Here is a 14817-nt window from a genome sequence, read left to right on the forward strand (position 1 = left end):
GGGCTCTCACCGAACCGTTGCTGATGTCTTAGGCAAACATCAGCATTCCGTGCGTTTCTGTACGAAAGGTCCGTGACGGTGTCACCACAACCTGGGTTGGGTGTCCTGACGACGGTGTCCCGATTCCTTCCGCCTTCGCGGTCTTGCGCCACCGGCCCGCCCCGCACCCGCCCCGCGGCGGGTGCGGGTAGTGCGGGTCCTACGGTCGGCTCCACGGGCCTTCAGAGCCCTCGCCCCCGGTCTCCGGCCACTCCGGTACCGGTACTGCCCACCTGCGCCGCCAAGGCGGCGAGGTTGCGCGCTGCGTTCACATCCCGGTCCAACACCAGGGGACACTCATCGCAGTCGAACACCCGCACGTGCACCGCCAACTTGGCTTTCGTCGCCCCGCACCCCGAGCAGGTCTTACTACTGGCGAACCACCGGTCGGCCACCACCAAGCGGCCGCCATTCCAGGTGGTTTTGTAGTCCAGTTGGCGGCGGATCTGCCCGAACCCCGCATCAGCGATACGCCGGGCCAGACGCCGGTTCTTCACCATCCCGGCCACGTTCAGATCCTCCACCACCAGAGTGCCGTACTCGCGCGCCACACTGGTGGTCAGGTGGTGCAGCGCATCAGTGCGCACATTCGCCACCCGGTGGTGCACCCTGTTGCGGGCCCGGTTGGCCTTGACCCACCGCTTCGAGGGAGGGCGCCCGGTGCGCCGGTCCGGGCCCTGGCGCCGCGACACCCTCCGCGAGGCCCGGCGCAGGTCGGTCAGTGCCCCCTCCAGGTGGCGGGGGTTGGCCACCTGCCACACCCGCCCGTCGTTGTCGGCGACCACCGCCAGGGACTTGACCCCCAGGTCCACCCCGGCCACCCCCTCCAGGCGGGCCGGAGTGGTGGGGGCGCGCTCGATCTCGACCTGGAAGGCCACCTGCCACCGCCCCCGCCGGTGCGAGACCGTGGCCGAGAGGATACGCGCGGTGCCGTTGGCCAGGCGGCGGTGGAGTTTGCGGGTGGACTCATGGGTGCGCACCCGCCCCACCACCGGCAGCCTGACGTGGCGCCGGGTGTCTTCGCACCGGATGGTGCCGGTGGTGAAGCGGCAGGAGAGCGGCGCCCGGTGCTTGGACTTGGGCCGCGGTACCCCCACCCTCGGACCCTTGCGATCGCCCCGCTTGGAGGCGGCATAGCCGTCGAAGCCGGCCGCGGCGCCTGCTAGGCCGGTGTTGTAGGCCTCCTTGGAGTTGTCGGCCCACCAGGAGGCGGACCGGGGATCCTGCCTCTTTGCGGCGTTGAAGGCCCGCCGCAGGCTGGGCAGCGACCAGGACCGCCACGGGGTGCGCTCGGACTCAGCAACCCCGTAGGAGGCCTCGGCCTTACGTTGGTCCCAGGTGGCCAGGACGTGGTCGCGGGCCCAGTTGAAGGCCGTCCGGGCCCCTCCGCAGTGCGAGCGCAACCGCTGCTCGGCCTCGGCCCCCGGGTCCAGAGCGAAGGTGAAGGCCTGAACCACGTGCCCGGGGCGGGGCTGAAACCCCCGCGTCTTGGGCTTGTTCTTGCCTTCTGCTTGTTGTTCGTCCTGGTGTGGGGCGGTCTCGGCCACGGGTCCCACCCCCTCCCGGTGTCTCGTTCACACGTTCGAGAAAGACGTTAGCGAAACAGGTGGGCCGGTGTGGGGGGAATCGGCGAACTCCCCTGATTATTTCTCTAGGGCGAACCGACCTGAGTGCCTGGCTCTTCAACGGCGGCCTGCGGCCGTAGTGCTGTGTGTTGACCGGGGTGGAGGGTGGCTGAGGGAACCCCGAACAGCTCGCACGCCCGGATCAGCGCGCGGGGGCGCCGAGCGGTCGGGGATGGGGTTCAATCGAGGCAATGCAACTCTCAACGCCCCCCTCGCCCTCCTCCGGCCAAGCGACCGACCGGCCCCCGCTGTGCCGGGCAACCGTCACCGCGGCGGCAGTGGGCGCAGCCGTGCCTTCGCTGATGTGGTTGCCCGCGCTGAACCCGGCCGAGAGCGGGTGGAGCCTGCTCACCCTCACCCTGCTCGTGCCGTGGATGTGGCCGTTCTCGATGGTTTTCCTGGGCCTGGTGTGGGCCGCGACCCTGCCCCTGCTCCGCTGGGGCGGGGTGCCGCGGCACCGGGCGGTCGCCGGACTCGCGGTCCTGGCTTTGGTGGGGCTGGCGCTGCAGTTGATCGCCAGTATGGGCGACACCGGCGGTTACGGGCCGATCGAACAGGGCGTGTGGCAGTACTGGGTGCTGCGGTGGGCGGTGATGTCCCTGGCCGGGGCCGTGGCGTGTGCTCTGGCCGCATGGTGGTCGGTCCGCAAGCCCAGGACCGAGCGACGGTTTCGGACCGCTGTCGCGGCGCTGGCGCTGGGGTTGGCCGGGGTGGCTGCACTCCTTGGCGCGCTCGCCCCGCCGCTGATCGAGGACCACGGGGTGACGATGGCGGTGGGCGAGCATGGCTTAATCTGAATCCGTGAAGGATCGGTTCGACGGGCTCTCCCTCCGCCAGCAGCAGCTCGTCCGTGCATGGCTGCCCGCTGCCGAGGTGGTCGTCGACCACAGCTGGGGACTCGTCGGCACGACGGTGCTCGAGCTGCGCCGCGAGGCAGAGCGCTTCATCGTCAAAGCCGGTGACGAGAACGACCGCCACCTCGCCCGGGAGATTCGCGCCCACCACAGGTGGCTGCGGCCCTGGACCTCGATCGGTCGCGCTCCCGAGCTCGTGAAGGCCGATGGTGACGCACAGCTCCTCGTGACCCGGTACCTGCCCGGCAGGCTGGTCGAGGGAACCGACCATGAGCGCGAACCACACACCTATCGGCAGGCTGGCGAACTGCTCGCCAGGCTGCACGAGCAGGAGAGTGTCGACGACCGCGAATTCGAGGCGCGGGAGCAGGAGAAGGCGCTGCGGTGGCTGGACCGGCCACACCGGATAGCCCCCGACCTGGTCTCGCGGCTCCGTTGCATGGTGGAGTCGTGGCCGACCCCGCCGAGCAGGTTGGTGCCCACCCATGGTGACTGGCAGCCCCGCAACTGGCTCATCCACGAGGAAACGGTCAGCGTGATCGACTTCGGCCGTGCCGACCTCCGCCCGGCGTTGACCGATCTGGCCCGGCTGTCCGCGCAGCAGTTCCGTTCCGACGCCTCGCTCGAAGCCGCCTTCTTCGAAGGCTACGGAGCAGATCCGCGGGAACAGGCGGCTTGGCAGCGCAACCGGATCCGCGAGGCGATCGGTACCGCGATCTGGGCCTATCACGCCGGCGACGACCGGTTCGAGCAGCAGGGGCATCGGATGCTCGCCGAAGCCCTCGCCGACGAGCCCCACCGGTAGGGCTGTTGGTAAGGAGCGTGGGGCCTCGGAGGACCAGTCACGGGCGTCAGGCCGATGCCATACCCAGGCGGGCCATGAGTTCGGCCTCGGTGATGATGTCGATGCGCTGGCCCTTGGCCATGTAGGCCTCGGCCTGGCGGTGTTTGGAGGTCTTGCCGCCGTGGTCGCTACCGCACACGACCAGGACGTCGGTCTTCTTGGTGACGTTCTTGGCGGGGGTGCCGCCGGCCTCGGCGACGCGCTTCCACATCTCGGGTTTGTCCATCGCCTGCGGGTCACCCGAAACGCACACCGTGCGGCCGTAGAGCGGACCGGCGGGATCGGCGTCGGGGGAGGGTGCGGGCAGGGGCGTCTGGGCGACGCGCTGCCAGCGGCCGTAGCGGTCCTCCATGGGCGACGCGGTGGGCGCGGTGGTCGGCGCGGTCGCAACCAGGCGGGCCGCGACCGCTTCCAGGCGGCCCAGGCGCATACGCGAGGCGCGGGAGAGTTCGGGCAGTGAGCTGGTGCCGTAGCGGTCCATGGCGGCGATCATGATGCGCGCGGCGGCTTCGGCGTCGGCGTCGGCCCGGTGGTGGTGGGTGACCTGGTGGCCGATGTGCGCGCACACCGTGGGCAGGCGGTGGTCGGGCAGGTCCCAGGTCCGGCGGGACAGCGCCAGGGTGCAGGCGTAGTCCAGGGCGGGCAGGTCCAGCCCGGTGTGGCCGCAGGCCTGGCGGAGCACGCCCATGTCGAAGGCGGCGTTGTGGGCGACCAGGGCGCCCCCGTCGGCGAACTCCAGGATGCGGGGTCGCACGGACTCCCAACCGGGGGCGTCGGCGACGTCGGCGGCGGTGATGCCGTGCACGGCGGTGTTGTGCCGGGAGAAGTAGGCGACCGGCTCGGGGGGACGGATCAGGGTGGTGTACCGGTCCACGACCTCGCCGTCGACCACGCGTACCAGTCCGACCGCGCAGGCGCTGCCGCGGTCCTGGTTGGCGGTCTCGAAGTCGATCGCGGTCCAGGCGTGGGCCACCACGTATCCTCCTGCTGCCGTTGGGGTCGGGTCGAGGTTACCCGGGCTCGGGGGCCCGCGAGGCCGGAACGGCTGGTTCGTGGTGCTGCTCTCGTTGCAGCCGGGACCTGGCCGATCGGATCCGGGTTCAGGCGGGGTCGAAGGACTCCAGGGCGGCCGTGCGCCAAGCGCCCTGGTCGGCCCAGTCAGTAGCGTCGGTGGCCCAGGCGACCGTGTAGTGCGCCCCCGGTGCGACGGTGATGTTGCGGGCCAGCACGTGGCGGTCGGTTCCGTCTTGGACCCACGTGAACTCCCAGTCGGCGGCGGAGTGGAAGCCGGTCTGGCCGGTGACGTCGTCGATGCGGACCAGGTCGTAGCCGCCCATCCGGGAGGGGGCGCCCTCGTGCTGGCCCTGTACGTGCTCGTACTCGTCGTCCGTGGGGTGGGCGGCCAGGTCGATCTGCAGGTAGCTCGTGCCGTCGGGGGCGTCGTAGAAGACCCCGCTGCCCTCGGCCCTGCGGGTCCAGCCCTCGGGTACCAGGACCGCGAACCCCTCGGCGTCCCGGGTCCAGGTCATGCCCGGCTCGGAGGGGTCGGTGTCTTCCTCGGCCGGTTCGGAGTCGGCGGCCTCGCCGTCTGCCGGTTCCCCTTCGGCCTCCCCAGGAGCCGTGTCCTGTTCCTCTGTTTCCTCCGCGGGGTCTTGTTCTTCCGCGGCGCCCGCCCCGGGGTCCTCGCTTCCGATCAGGGCCGTGTCGGGACCGCTGTCCCAGGGGGAGTACACGAGGAGGCCCGCCACCACGAGGATCGAGGCCAGCCCCAGGGTCAGCACCACCAGGGGCCAGGACAGCCCGCCGGTGCGCTCGGCCGCCTGCGCGGCTCCCGCCGGTGGGTACGGGGTCGCCTCCGGCGGGAACGGCGGGTTCGGGGCCGTGGCGGGATGGGGCGTTGCCCTGCCGGTCTGAGCCAGGGTGTAGGCGGTGGTGGGCGCCTCGGCGACGTTCTCGGTGGTGGAGGTCGGCCCCGGGATGGGGACCCCGCCGGGCAGGTGGGCGGTGGGCGCGGACGGTGTCGCCGCGGCGCCGGAGGCGGCTGCGGTGAGCAGTTCCCGGCAGTGCTCGGCGCTGGTGCGTTGGTCCGGGTTCTTGGCCAGCAGCCCCTGAATCGCCTCTCCCAGAGGGCCGGGCAGTGTCTGTTCCGGTTCGGCGGTGGTGATGGCGTGCAGGGTCGCGGGGATGCCGGGTCGGTGGAACGGGGAGGTGCCGGTGGCGGTGTGGTAAAGGGTCGCGCCCAGGGACCAGAGGTCGCTTGCGGGGGTGGCCGGGCTCATGGCCAGCCGTTCGGGGGCCAGGTAGGCGGGCGAGCCCACCACACCCGCCGTCTGGGTGACCCCGGTGTTGTCGGCGATGGTGGCGATGCCGAAATCGGTGAGTACCACCCTGCCGGTCTCGGTGACCATGACGTTCTCGGGTTTGACGTCGCGGTGGGTGATCCCCTGCGCATGCGCGGTCTCCAGCGCGCTGATCAGGTCCAGGCCCAGGGAGGCGGCCTGGTCGGGGCGGCGTGGCCCCTGGTCCGCCACGAGGGCGTGCAGCGAGGTGCCGCTGAGCAGCTCCATGACGATCCACGGGCGCCCGTCGTCCTCGACGATGTCGTGGACGGTGACGATGTTGGGGTGCTGGCCCATGGCGGTGGCCTGTGCCTCTCGCCTGGCGCGGTCGGCGGTGCGGGCGCGCTCGTCGTCGTCCAGTCCCGGACTCAGCAGGATCTCCTTGATCGCTACCGTCCGGTTGAGTTGGATGTCGTGGGCCCGCCACACCCGGCCCATGCCGCCCCGGCCGATCTCCGTCAGCAGCTGGTAGCGGTCGCCCAGCATCCGGTGTGTCTCAGCCTCCATAGGACCCCCTGGGCGATGAGGGCCGTGACGGCCCGCGAACGTCAACTTCGGTGTGCGCGGCGGGTCGCGGGTCCCGCCCCCACTCGGAGTGAACTGTGTGGCGATTCTAGAGCTCTTGGTGCGCACCGGGTAGGTGTTTGTCCTGCCCGGAACGGGATTGTTGCGCTCTGTTGGGGGTGGCCGCGGACCGGGGCCGCGGCGTCAGGAGCTGGGTTCGGTGAGGAAGTCGCGCACCAGGCGGTTGACCTTTTCGGGGGACTGGCGGTTGGGCCAGTGACCGTGTCCGGCGAGCAGCTCGATCCGGGCCCCGGGGACCGCCTTGGCAGCTCTAACGGTGTTCATGGGTCGCACACCGACGTCCTTGTCGCCCTGGATGAACAGTGCGGGGCAGCTGATCTGGCCCAGACGCGGACGCAGGTCCACGTTCATGCGCCAGAAGCCGATCGAGTTGTTCTGCCAGTCCGAGGAGCTGGCGCCGTTGGCCTCCACCTCCACCATGAGCTCGTCGATGACCTGTTCCTGATCGGGTGCGGGGGTGGGGAAGAGCCCCCTGGAGAGGAAGGCCTCCACCCGGCGCCGACTGCTGAACATCATCTCGGGCAGTGTGGTGTTGAGCAGGCGGCTCTTGGCGCTGAGCCACAGGAACTGGTGGGCCACGGGCGGGAAGGTCAGAGTGCCCGCAGGGGCTATGGGCACGATCCGCTCCACCCGGTCGGGGTGGTCGATGGCGGTGGCCAGGGTCAGGGCCCCGCCCTGGGACAGGCCCACGACGGCGGCCCGTTCGATGCCGTAGTGGTCCAGGGCCCCGATCACACAGCGTTGGAGGACCGGGTGGTCGGCCACGCCCTCCCACGGGGTGCTCCTGCCTTGCTTGGGCCAGTCCAGGGCGACGACCCGGTGGTCCTTGGCCAGGTCGGGGATGAGGTGGCGCCAGCTCAGGGTGGCGCTGTCCACCCCGGCTCCGCTGAGCAACAGCACCGGCGGGGCCTGTGCGGGGCCCTCGACGATGACGCTGAGCCGGCCCTCGGGCATCGGGACGTGTTCGCGGTTGAATCCGGTGTCGGTGGTCAACGGTCGTCCTCTCGTTGGTCCCGCCAGCGCTGGAGCATGGCGGGCAGTTCGGTCTCCAGGAACCCGTAGAGCTCGTGGACGTTGGCCAGTCGCTCGCGGCGTTCAGGGGAGGCGTCCTCCATGACCTTGAGACCGCGCTCGGTGACCTGGCGGAAGCTGGTGGCCAGGGAGTAGCGGCGCTCCAGCATGCGGCTCCAGCCGTCGGCGGCGATGCGGAAGTACTCCTGTCGTTCGCCGCGTTTACGCACCCCTTCGACCAGGCCGCTGGGGGTGAGCATGCGGGTGGCGGTGCTGATGGAACTCCGGCTGACCTGGAGCACCTCGGCCAGGCGGGCGGCGCTCTGCTCGGGCGGGTCGCTGATCAGCAGCCAGCCGATGACCCGTCCGGAGATCAGGGGGAGTCCCTCGCGCTCGAAGAACACCGCGACCTCGTCCACGAAGGCCAGTTCAGCTTCGGTCGGTTCACTCATGAGGTCATATTACAGTTGTTGCAGCCATGACTGCAACACCTGTAACTGCTGCAAGACCCGGAATTCGTCGTCCGTGTCGGCGCTCATCGAAGTCGTCAGCGACGAAGGGCTCTGACCTGCTAACTGACAGATCGGAGCCCTGACGTGGGGTGGCGTACTGCTCAATCAAGTTGGCAGGTTCTTCAACAAAGGTTCGCCGGTTCTCCGGTGGCGTGAACGACCTCGGACTCCACCTCGTGTGGTGTTCGAAGTACCGCCGCCCGGTACTCGGTGACGGCCACCTTCCGAAACCTGGCCATCGGCGTCCTCAAGACCCTCGGGGCGGACGATATTGCCAAGACGACCCGCGCGATCCGGGACCTGCCCGAACACACTCTGCCGTTCTTCGGGATCGGCTACGAACCCGACCTCCCGGGAACTTGAACGAGCCCTGGCCGGGGCACGGTCCTGTGTGGCGGGGAAGTATGCGTGAAGCGGTCACCACTACACGAGAGAACTCCGCCCGTATTTGGTGGCCTCGCATGTGAGAACCGTGAGCTATTCAGGTCAGGGCTAACGAGATTCTCAAGACCGTGCCAGCCCTCCTCGCGTCAGCGCCCCCTCCCACATGGTCATCAGAGCTGTTCCGGCGCCGGGCCCGGCAACGGAGAAGCACCCTGGGGCCGCAGCCCGTCGAAGAGGATGATGAGGTGACGCCGCCATGAATCTGGAGTTTGTTCCGTCCGGAGACCGATCGTGTGAACGAGAGCGCAGAGAATCAGAAGGATATCGGACCCAGTGACGTCAGAACGGATTCCACCGGCTTCCTGGGCACGGTCGACCAACGCCTTGGTCCCCGCATGCAGCTGATTCCGGCACTCGGTCACTCTTGGATCTCCTTCCGTGACCTCCTGCAAGAACACAAGATCCTGGTGCTGCAACTGTTCTGCCGCCACAGTCAGGAACTCCAGCAACGCACCCGTGGGATCAGCGGATTCACGCAGCTCTCCCGCGACGGCGCTGAGCGAGGCGAAATGACCGCCGACGACCACGGCGACCAGTTCCTCCTTCGTGGCGAAGTGTCGAAAGACGGTCCCCTTCGCCACGCCCGCACGGCGAGCGACATCCGCGATCGAGGCATCCATTCCCCGCTTGGCGAACTCCTCCTCTGCGGCAGCGAGGAGCAGTTCTCGGTTGCGCGCCGCGTCTGAGCGCAGCGAACGGGCAGACAGGGTCATACGCACCATCCTAACAAGTTGACCAGCCGGTCATCTTGTGATCCACTGTCGGCTTAAGATGACCGATCGGTCATGATCTGCTTCGCAGGGCAGCCCGCAAGCCCAGACCAGATAAGGAACCCATGCAGCTACAAGGATCCACAGCCCTCGTCACCGGCACCAATAGCGGGATGGGCCGCCACTTCGCCATCGAACTCCTGCGCCGCGGGGCGAAGGTCTATGCCACGGCCCGCCGCCCGGAGCTAGTCGATATCCCTGGCGCCGAAGTGCTCCACACCGATATCACCGACCAGACGTCCATCGAAGCCGCCGCCGAGGTCGCCACCGACGTCGACCTGCTGATCAACAACGGCGCCTACATGGGCATGGGAAACCTCGTCAGCGGAGACCTCAATGTAGTCCGGCAGCTCATGGAATCGCACTACTTCGGCACGCTTTCCATGATCCGAGCTTTTGCCCCCGTGCTCGCCAGCAACGGTGGCGGCGCTATCCTCAACGTCCTGGCAGCGGTGGCTTGGACTACCGTCGAGAGCAACACCGCCCTCGCCGCCGCCAAATCCGCGCAGTGGGGACTCACCAACGGTGTGCGGGTGGAGTTGGCTGACCAAGGAACTCTCGTGGCCGCCTTCGTCCCCGGGCTCGTGGCCAGCGAAACCCTGAAAGAAGCCATGAAGGCTTCCGGAATCACACTCCCTGAGGACCCGATGATCGAACCGGACTACCTCGTGCGACTAGCCCTGGACGGAATCGAGGCAGGAGAGGTCGAGATCCTTGACCGCTTCGGAGCCGAAGCGAAGGCTACCCTCTCGGGCCCTCCGCGCACCTTCGACCTGACAGCGCTGACATAGCTAAGGCATAGGTATAACCCCTTCCCCCGAGAAGCTTCCGTCGTCGGCGCCCTCTCCACCGAAGTTGCCTCGGCAACCTATAACTGGGGTGGGCAACTTCCCGAACGAACACCAGTTGGACAGCGTCGCCTGTTCTATTTTCAGATCCTTGGCCCCGGATCGCGCGGGTTGCCTTGGCAATACAGTCCGCCCCGAGGGTCTTGAGGACGCCGGTGGCCAGGTTTCGGAAGGCGGCCATCGCGCGTGGCGCGCTCCCGGTGTGGACGGTGGAGGCGTCCTCAGCGAACGTGACATCGCGGATGTGGTGGCTGGTGTTCTCGATCGTCCATTGCCCCCGCAGGTAAGCGGCCAACTCGACCGGTGTTACCTGGTGGGCGTCCAGGCTGGTCAGGGCGTGGACCGTCTCGCGTGTCTGCTTCTTACCCCTCTCCTGACGGTGGCGGTGGATACGGATTGCGAGCTTGGCGTGGGGGAGGGCCGTACCGCCGAGGCTGTCAGCGATGCCCATCACCTTGATCGAGCGGGACTCACATCGGCCATGCCCTGTCTCGGAGCGGGGTGTGGGCGATGAGGACACCGGCCCACGGCAGGGCTGAGATCTGCCGGTGGGCGGTGGGCTGGTTGGTTTCGATCACCGCGACGTAGTGGGCCTTCTTGGTGTCGACGAGCCAGGACAGGTGGTCCTTGACGGTGTGCAGGGCGTCGAACGTGACCACGTGTCCAGCCAGGTCGAGCCCGCCCAGGAGGGGCGGAAGCGGCGGGTCCCGTTGGTTATGGCGCCGATCTCGGTCTGGGCGAGGGTGACCGGGAAGTGGTGGGTGATGGCGGGGAGTCGGTGACGGGGATGGCGGTAGCCCGACAGCCAGCGCAAGTTTGCCACCAGGGCGGGATCGTGCTCGTGGACGAGCCGGTACTCCCAGCCGACATCGCGGCAGGCCTGTGCGGTCATCTCGAAGGACTCGCGGTCGCGGACCACCACCAGCCGGTGAAGTTGCGCTGCCCCTTGAAGGAGGGGAAAGCCCGAATCGGCTTGGCCTCCTAGAAGGCAAAGGAGCGAGCTTCGATCAGGGGGCGCCGTACCTCACACCCTGCTTCCATGAAGGCCATCTCGAACCGCGTGACTCTCCCGGGCACCTCGCCCTGGATCGCCGGCAGACCAGGCCCGATCCGTCCACCTGCTCTCGCCGTTGGACACGCTGTCAGCTTCCTGGCAACTTCGCCAAGCGACGACAGTCCGGATGTGCAGTTTGGCACGGTTGTGATAAAAAGTTAGGCGTGCCGAACTTTAGAGATGGGCTTTCCCCAAAGACCTGGTCGACGGCGCTCCCCGCCGCCGGAATGGTCCTCGCCCTCACCGCCTGCTCCGCCCCCTCCGACGCCACCCAGAGCGACGGCGGGCGCCCCCTCGTCCTGACCACGTTCACCGTCATCGCCGACATGGCCGAGAACGTGGCCGCCGACCGCGTGGACGTCGCCTCGCTGACCCGGCCCGGCGCCGAGATCCACGGCTACGAGCCCACCCCCGACGACCTGGTGCGCGGTCAGGACGCCGACCTCATCCTGGAGAACGGCCTGGGACTGGAGGCCTGGTTCCAGCAGTTCACCGAACGCGTGGACGCCCCCACCGCCGTCCTGACCGAGGGCATCGACACCATCCCCGTGGCCTCCGGCGACTTCGAGGGCGAACCCAACCCGCACGCCTGGATGTCTCCCGACAACGCCCTGGTCTACGTCGACAACATCCGCGACGCCCTCACCGAACTCGACCCCGAGGGCGAGGAGGAGTTCACCGAGGCCGCCGAGGCCTACAAGGAGGAGGTCGCAGAGGTCGGCGCCTTCCTGGAGGAAGAACTCGCCGAGGTCCCCGAAACCTCGCGCGCCCTGGTCACCTGCGAGGGCGCCTTCTCCTACCTGGCCCGCGACGCCGATTTGGTCGAACAGTACCTGTGGCCGGTCAACGCCGAGCGCGAGGGCACCCCCCAGCAGATCGCCGACGTCTCCGAGTTCGTCAGGGACAACGACGTGCCCTCGGTGTTCTGCGAGAGCACCGTCAATGACAGCGCACAGCAGTCCGTGATCCGCGAGACCGACGCGGTCATGGGTGAGACCCTCTACGTGGACTCCCTGTCCGAGGCCGACGGCCCCGTTCCCACCTACCTCGACCTGCTCCGCCACGACGCGGAGTCCATCGTCACCGGCCTGAACGACGACTGAGGGAAGGAGTCGATGTGACAGCGGCCATCGAGGTCAACGCGGCCACCGTCCGCTACGGCGACGTCCTCGCCCTGGACGACGTGAGCCTGTCCGTGGAGCACGGCCGCGTGTGCGGCCTGCTCGGCATGAACGGGTCGGGCAAGTCCACCCTGTTCAAGACCGTGCTCGGACTGGTCCCCCTCGACCGCGGCCGGGTCCGGATTCTGGGCCTGGGCAACACCGCCGCCCGCCGCAGGGGCCTGGTCGCCTACGTCCCCCAGTCCGAGCAGGTGGACTGGGCCTTCCCCGTCCGCGTTCGCGACGTGGTCATGATGGGCCGCTACGGCCGTATGTGGGGCAGGCGCAGACCCCGTCCCGTCGACCGCGAGGCCGTCGAACACGCCTTGGAGCGAACCGGCCTCACCGAGCTCGCCGACCGCCAGATCGGCGCGCTCTCCGGAGGCCAGCGCAAACGCGCCTTCGTCGCGCGCGCCATCGCCCAGGAGGCCGACGTACTACTCCTGGATGAGCCCTTCGCCGGGGTGGACAAGCGCTCGGAGGCCACCATCACCGATCTGCTCCTGCAGTTGCGTCTGGCCGGGCACACCCTGCTGGTGTCCACCCACGACCTGGCCCAGGTTCCGGCCCTGTGCGACGAGGCTGTGCTGTTGCAGCGCCGCGTGATCGCACACGGCACACCCCAGGAAGTACTGGAACCGGACGTCCTCCTCGAGGCGTTCGGCATCCACCCCAGCGAGGAGGGAGCCTCGTGGACGCCCTGATCGCGCTCGTGGAGTGGTTCACGGTCCCGATGCAGTTCGAGTTCGTCCAGCGCGCTCTGCTGGTGAGCGTGGTGGCGGGCGTGGTGTGCGCGGTGCTGTCGTGCTGGATGACCCTGGTGGGCTGGTCGCTGATGGGTGACGCGGTCTCGCACGCGGTGCTGCCCGGGGTGGTGCTCTCGTACATGTTCGGGATGCCCTTCGCGTTGGGCGCCCTGGTGTTCGGGGCCGGTTCGGTGGCGCTGATCGGGGTGGTCAACCGCACCTCCCGGGTCAAGGAGGACGCGGTGATCGGTGTCGTCTTCACCGCCATGTTCGCGCTGGGCCTTGTGCTGATCTCGCGGGTACCCAGTCAGACCGACCTGACGCACATCCTGTTCGGCAACGTCCTGGGGGTCTCCGACGGCGACATCCTCCAGGTGCTGCTCCTGGCCGGCGTGGTGCTGGCCGTGGTCTTGTTCAAGCACCGCGACCTGACCATGTACGCCTTCGACCCGGTCCACGCGCACGCCATCGGTATCAACCCGCGCCTGTTGGAGACCCTGCTGCTGGGGCTGCTGTCGGTGACGGTGGTGGTCGCTCTGCAGGCGGTGGGGATCATCCTGGTCGTGGCCATGGTGATCATCCCGGGCGCCACCGCCTACCTGCTCACCGACCGGTTCGAGCGGATGCTGGTGATCTCGGCGGCGGTGGCCTTCGTCGCGGCCGTGGTGGGAGTGTTCACCAGCTTCCACCTGAACGTGTCCACCGGCGGCTGCATCGTGTTGGCCCAGGCGAGCGCGTTCACCCTGGCCTACGTGTTCTCGCCCAAGCAGGGCGTGCTGTGGCGGGGGCACACAGCCAGGGCGGTGCGGGCGGCGCGCACCGGAGGCTGAGGACGAAAACCACGGTGTGAACATTCTGTTTGCATCAATGTGTTGACAAGCTTCAGTTGGCAACGCATGCTGAAGACATGACTGCAACCGACCCGTTCACCCAGCCCGACCCCGAACAGTCCCGTCGACAGCGCGCCCACGAAGCGCTCGTCCGCATCACCGAACGGCACGCCGTCGGCGAGGACCTCCTGCGCTGGCAGGAACGCCGGATGCCCATGCAGCCCCACGACGCCATCCGGCGCGTCTCGGACCTGGCCGCGGGCAGCGCCGTCCCCGCCGAGGACGCACCCGGCATCGACCAAGCGGACCTGACCGCGGCACTGACCCTGGTGCCGTGGGCGCGGGCCGAGTTCGACCAGATGGAGGCGGGCCTGCTCACCATGGCCAAAGGCCGCGGCATGACCTGGCAGGAACTGGCCTTCGGCCTGGGGCTGGGCACCTCCCAGGCCGCCCGCCAACGCCACGAACGCCTGGCCAAACGCACCGAAACCGAGGTCTGACCGGGCCGATCTGGGCTGACCGGGCCGACCCGCTCAATCCCGGGGAGCGCCGTGCCGCGCGTAGTGGCGGGCCGCGCGAGCACGGTTTCCGCACGAGGTCCCGCACCACCGCTGCCGACCGTGCTCCTGAACGAAGTAGCGCACACAGCGCGGGGCTGTGCAGGAACGCAGGCGTTCCCGCTCGGGCCCGGCCAGGAAAGCCACGGCCGCGCGCGCCAAGGCGGCGACGATCCGGTTGCCGGGGTCGGCCCGGTCAGCCACGAGCTCCACGGCCGGACCGTCCTCGGGCCAGGACAGCTCAGGGCGGACCGGAACCAGGGCGGCGTCGGTGTTCAGCCGCTCCAGGGCTCGCCCCACAGGGAGAAGGCGCTCGGCGTCGGCGGGGCTGGGCGGACCGGGCCTTACCGCCCTCGCGAAGAGGGCGCGCACCGCCCCGCGCAGCCCGACGAGGCGCCCTCTGAGCTCCTCGTCCACCTCGACCCCTGCGCCGACGTGGCCGCGTACCCACTCGGCCGCGCCCGCGACCGTGGCCAGGTCGTCGGCGACACCGCCGGACCCGTCGTGCCGGACCGTGCTCGCCAGCGCCAGCGCCGATCGATGCTCCACCGTGTGCCCCTTGCTCTCGTCCGGACCACCAGGCTAGCGTACCTAACGGA

16 protein-coding genes are annotated in these 14817 nt (G+C 68.9%); 8 read left to right on the forward strand and 8 right to left on the reverse strand.

Annotated elements, in window-relative coordinates; genetic code table 11:
- Window positions 1–221: 221 nt before the first annotated feature.
- Complete coding sequence (gene tnpB / locus ACYVD1_RS06795; RefSeq protein WP_460769215.1) at window positions 222–1586, reverse strand: IS607 family element RNA-guided endonuclease TnpB; 1365 nt, start codon at window positions 1584–1586, stop codon at window positions 222–224.
- A 269-nt stretch (window positions 1587–1855) separates the two neighbouring features.
- On the opposite strand from tnpB, the gene ACYVD1_RS06800 reads away from it, so the two are divergent.
- Window positions 1856–2461 carry a hypothetical protein gene (locus ACYVD1_RS06800; protein ID WP_460769217.1) on the forward strand — a complete coding sequence of 202 codons (606 nt, stop codon included), beginning with the start codon at window positions 1856–1858 and terminating at the stop codon, window positions 2459–2461.
- A gap of 4 nt (window positions 2462–2465) precedes the next feature.
- A complete protein-coding gene (locus tag ACYVD1_RS06805) occupies window positions 2466–3323 on the forward strand; it encodes a phosphotransferase (RefSeq protein WP_460769219.1) in 858 nt (285 codons plus the stop codon).
- Between the two features lie 46 nt (window positions 3324–3369).
- Here the strand turns inward: ACYVD1_RS06805 and ACYVD1_RS06810 are convergent, their stop codons facing one another.
- The 4 genes from ACYVD1_RS06810 to ACYVD1_RS06825 all read right to left on the reverse strand — a co-directional run bounded on the left by ACYVD1_RS06810 (window position 3370) and on the right by ACYVD1_RS06825 (window position 7749).
- A complete protein-coding gene (locus ACYVD1_RS06810) occupies window positions 3370–4335 on the reverse strand; it encodes an exonuclease domain-containing protein (protein WP_460769429.1) in 966 nt (321 codons plus the stop codon).
- Window positions 4336–4462: 127 nt separating this feature from the next.
- On the reverse strand, window positions 4463–6208 hold the full coding sequence (locus ACYVD1_RS06815) for a serine/threonine-protein kinase (protein ID WP_460769221.1): 1746 nt from the start codon (window positions 6206–6208) through the stop codon (window positions 4463–4465).
- A gap of 201 nt (window positions 6209–6409) precedes the next feature.
- On the reverse strand, window positions 6410–7279 hold the full coding sequence (locus ACYVD1_RS06820; RefSeq protein ID WP_460769223.1) for an alpha/beta fold hydrolase: 870 nt from the start codon (window positions 7277–7279) through the stop codon (window positions 6410–6412).
- A complete protein-coding gene (locus ACYVD1_RS06825; RefSeq protein ID WP_460769225.1) occupies window positions 7276–7749 on the reverse strand; it encodes a GbsR/MarR family transcriptional regulator in 474 nt (157 codons plus the stop codon). The genes ACYVD1_RS06820 and ACYVD1_RS06825 overlap by 4 nt, the downstream gene beginning before the upstream one ends.
- 270 nt (window positions 7750–8019) lie before the next feature.
- On the opposite strand from ACYVD1_RS06825, the gene ACYVD1_RS06830 reads away from it, so the two are divergent.
- On the forward strand, window positions 8020–8172 hold the full coding sequence (locus tag ACYVD1_RS06830; protein ID WP_460769228.1) for a hypothetical protein: 153 nt from the start codon (window positions 8020–8022) through the stop codon (window positions 8170–8172).
- A gap of 191 nt (window positions 8173–8363) precedes the next feature.
- Here ACYVD1_RS06830 and ACYVD1_RS06835 read toward each other — a convergent pair whose 3' ends face one another.
- The gene (locus ACYVD1_RS06835; RefSeq protein WP_460769230.1) at window positions 8364–8966 is read right to left on the reverse strand and encodes a TetR/AcrR family transcriptional regulator; all 603 of its coding nucleotides are present in this window, start codon (window positions 8964–8966) and stop codon (window positions 8364–8366) included.
- Between the two features lie 122 nt (window positions 8967–9088).
- Between ACYVD1_RS06835 and ACYVD1_RS06840 the strand changes: the two genes are divergently transcribed.
- Window positions 9089–9814 (forward strand): SDR family NAD(P)-dependent oxidoreductase, encoded by a 726-nt coding sequence (locus ACYVD1_RS06840; protein WP_460769232.1) that lies wholly within the window; start codon window positions 9089–9091, stop codon window positions 9812–9814.
- 527 nt (window positions 9815–10341) lie between these two features.
- Here ACYVD1_RS06840 and ACYVD1_RS06845 read toward each other — a convergent pair.
- Complete coding sequence (locus ACYVD1_RS06845; protein WP_460769234.1) at window positions 10342–10530, reverse strand: hypothetical protein; 189 nt, start codon at window positions 10528–10530, stop codon at window positions 10342–10344.
- Between the two features lie 559 nt (window positions 10531–11089).
- Here ACYVD1_RS06845 and ACYVD1_RS06850 point away from each other — a divergent pair.
- From ACYVD1_RS06850 to ACYVD1_RS06865, 4 genes are all read left to right on the forward strand, one after another.
- A complete protein-coding gene (locus tag ACYVD1_RS06850) occupies window positions 11090–12028 on the forward strand; it encodes a metal ABC transporter substrate-binding protein (protein WP_460769236.1) in 939 nt (312 codons plus the stop codon).
- A 14-nt stretch (window positions 12029–12042) separates the two neighbouring features.
- Entirely contained in the window at window positions 12043–12789 is a 747-nt protein-coding gene (locus tag ACYVD1_RS06855) for a metal ABC transporter ATP-binding protein (RefSeq protein WP_460769238.1), read from the forward strand.
- Entirely contained in the window at window positions 12777–13661 is an 885-nt protein-coding gene (locus ACYVD1_RS06860; RefSeq protein ID WP_460769240.1) for a metal ABC transporter permease, read from the forward strand. The genes ACYVD1_RS06855 and ACYVD1_RS06860 overlap by 13 nt, the downstream gene beginning before the upstream one ends.
- Before the next feature lie 77 nt (window positions 13662–13738).
- On the forward strand, window positions 13739–14161 hold the full coding sequence (locus tag ACYVD1_RS06865; protein ID WP_460769242.1) for a DNA-binding protein: 423 nt from the start codon (window positions 13739–13741) through the stop codon (window positions 14159–14161).
- A 33-nt stretch (window positions 14162–14194) separates the two neighbouring features.
- On the opposite strand, the gene ACYVD1_RS06870 is transcribed toward ACYVD1_RS06865, so the two are convergent.
- Window positions 14195–14767, reverse strand: a complete 573-nt coding sequence (locus ACYVD1_RS06870; RefSeq protein ID WP_460769244.1) for a CGNR zinc finger domain-containing protein — start codon at window positions 14765–14767, stop codon at window positions 14195–14197.
- Window positions 14768–14817: the final 50 nt, after the last annotated feature.

The organism is Nocardiopsis nanhaiensis (genome assembly GCF_054778635.1).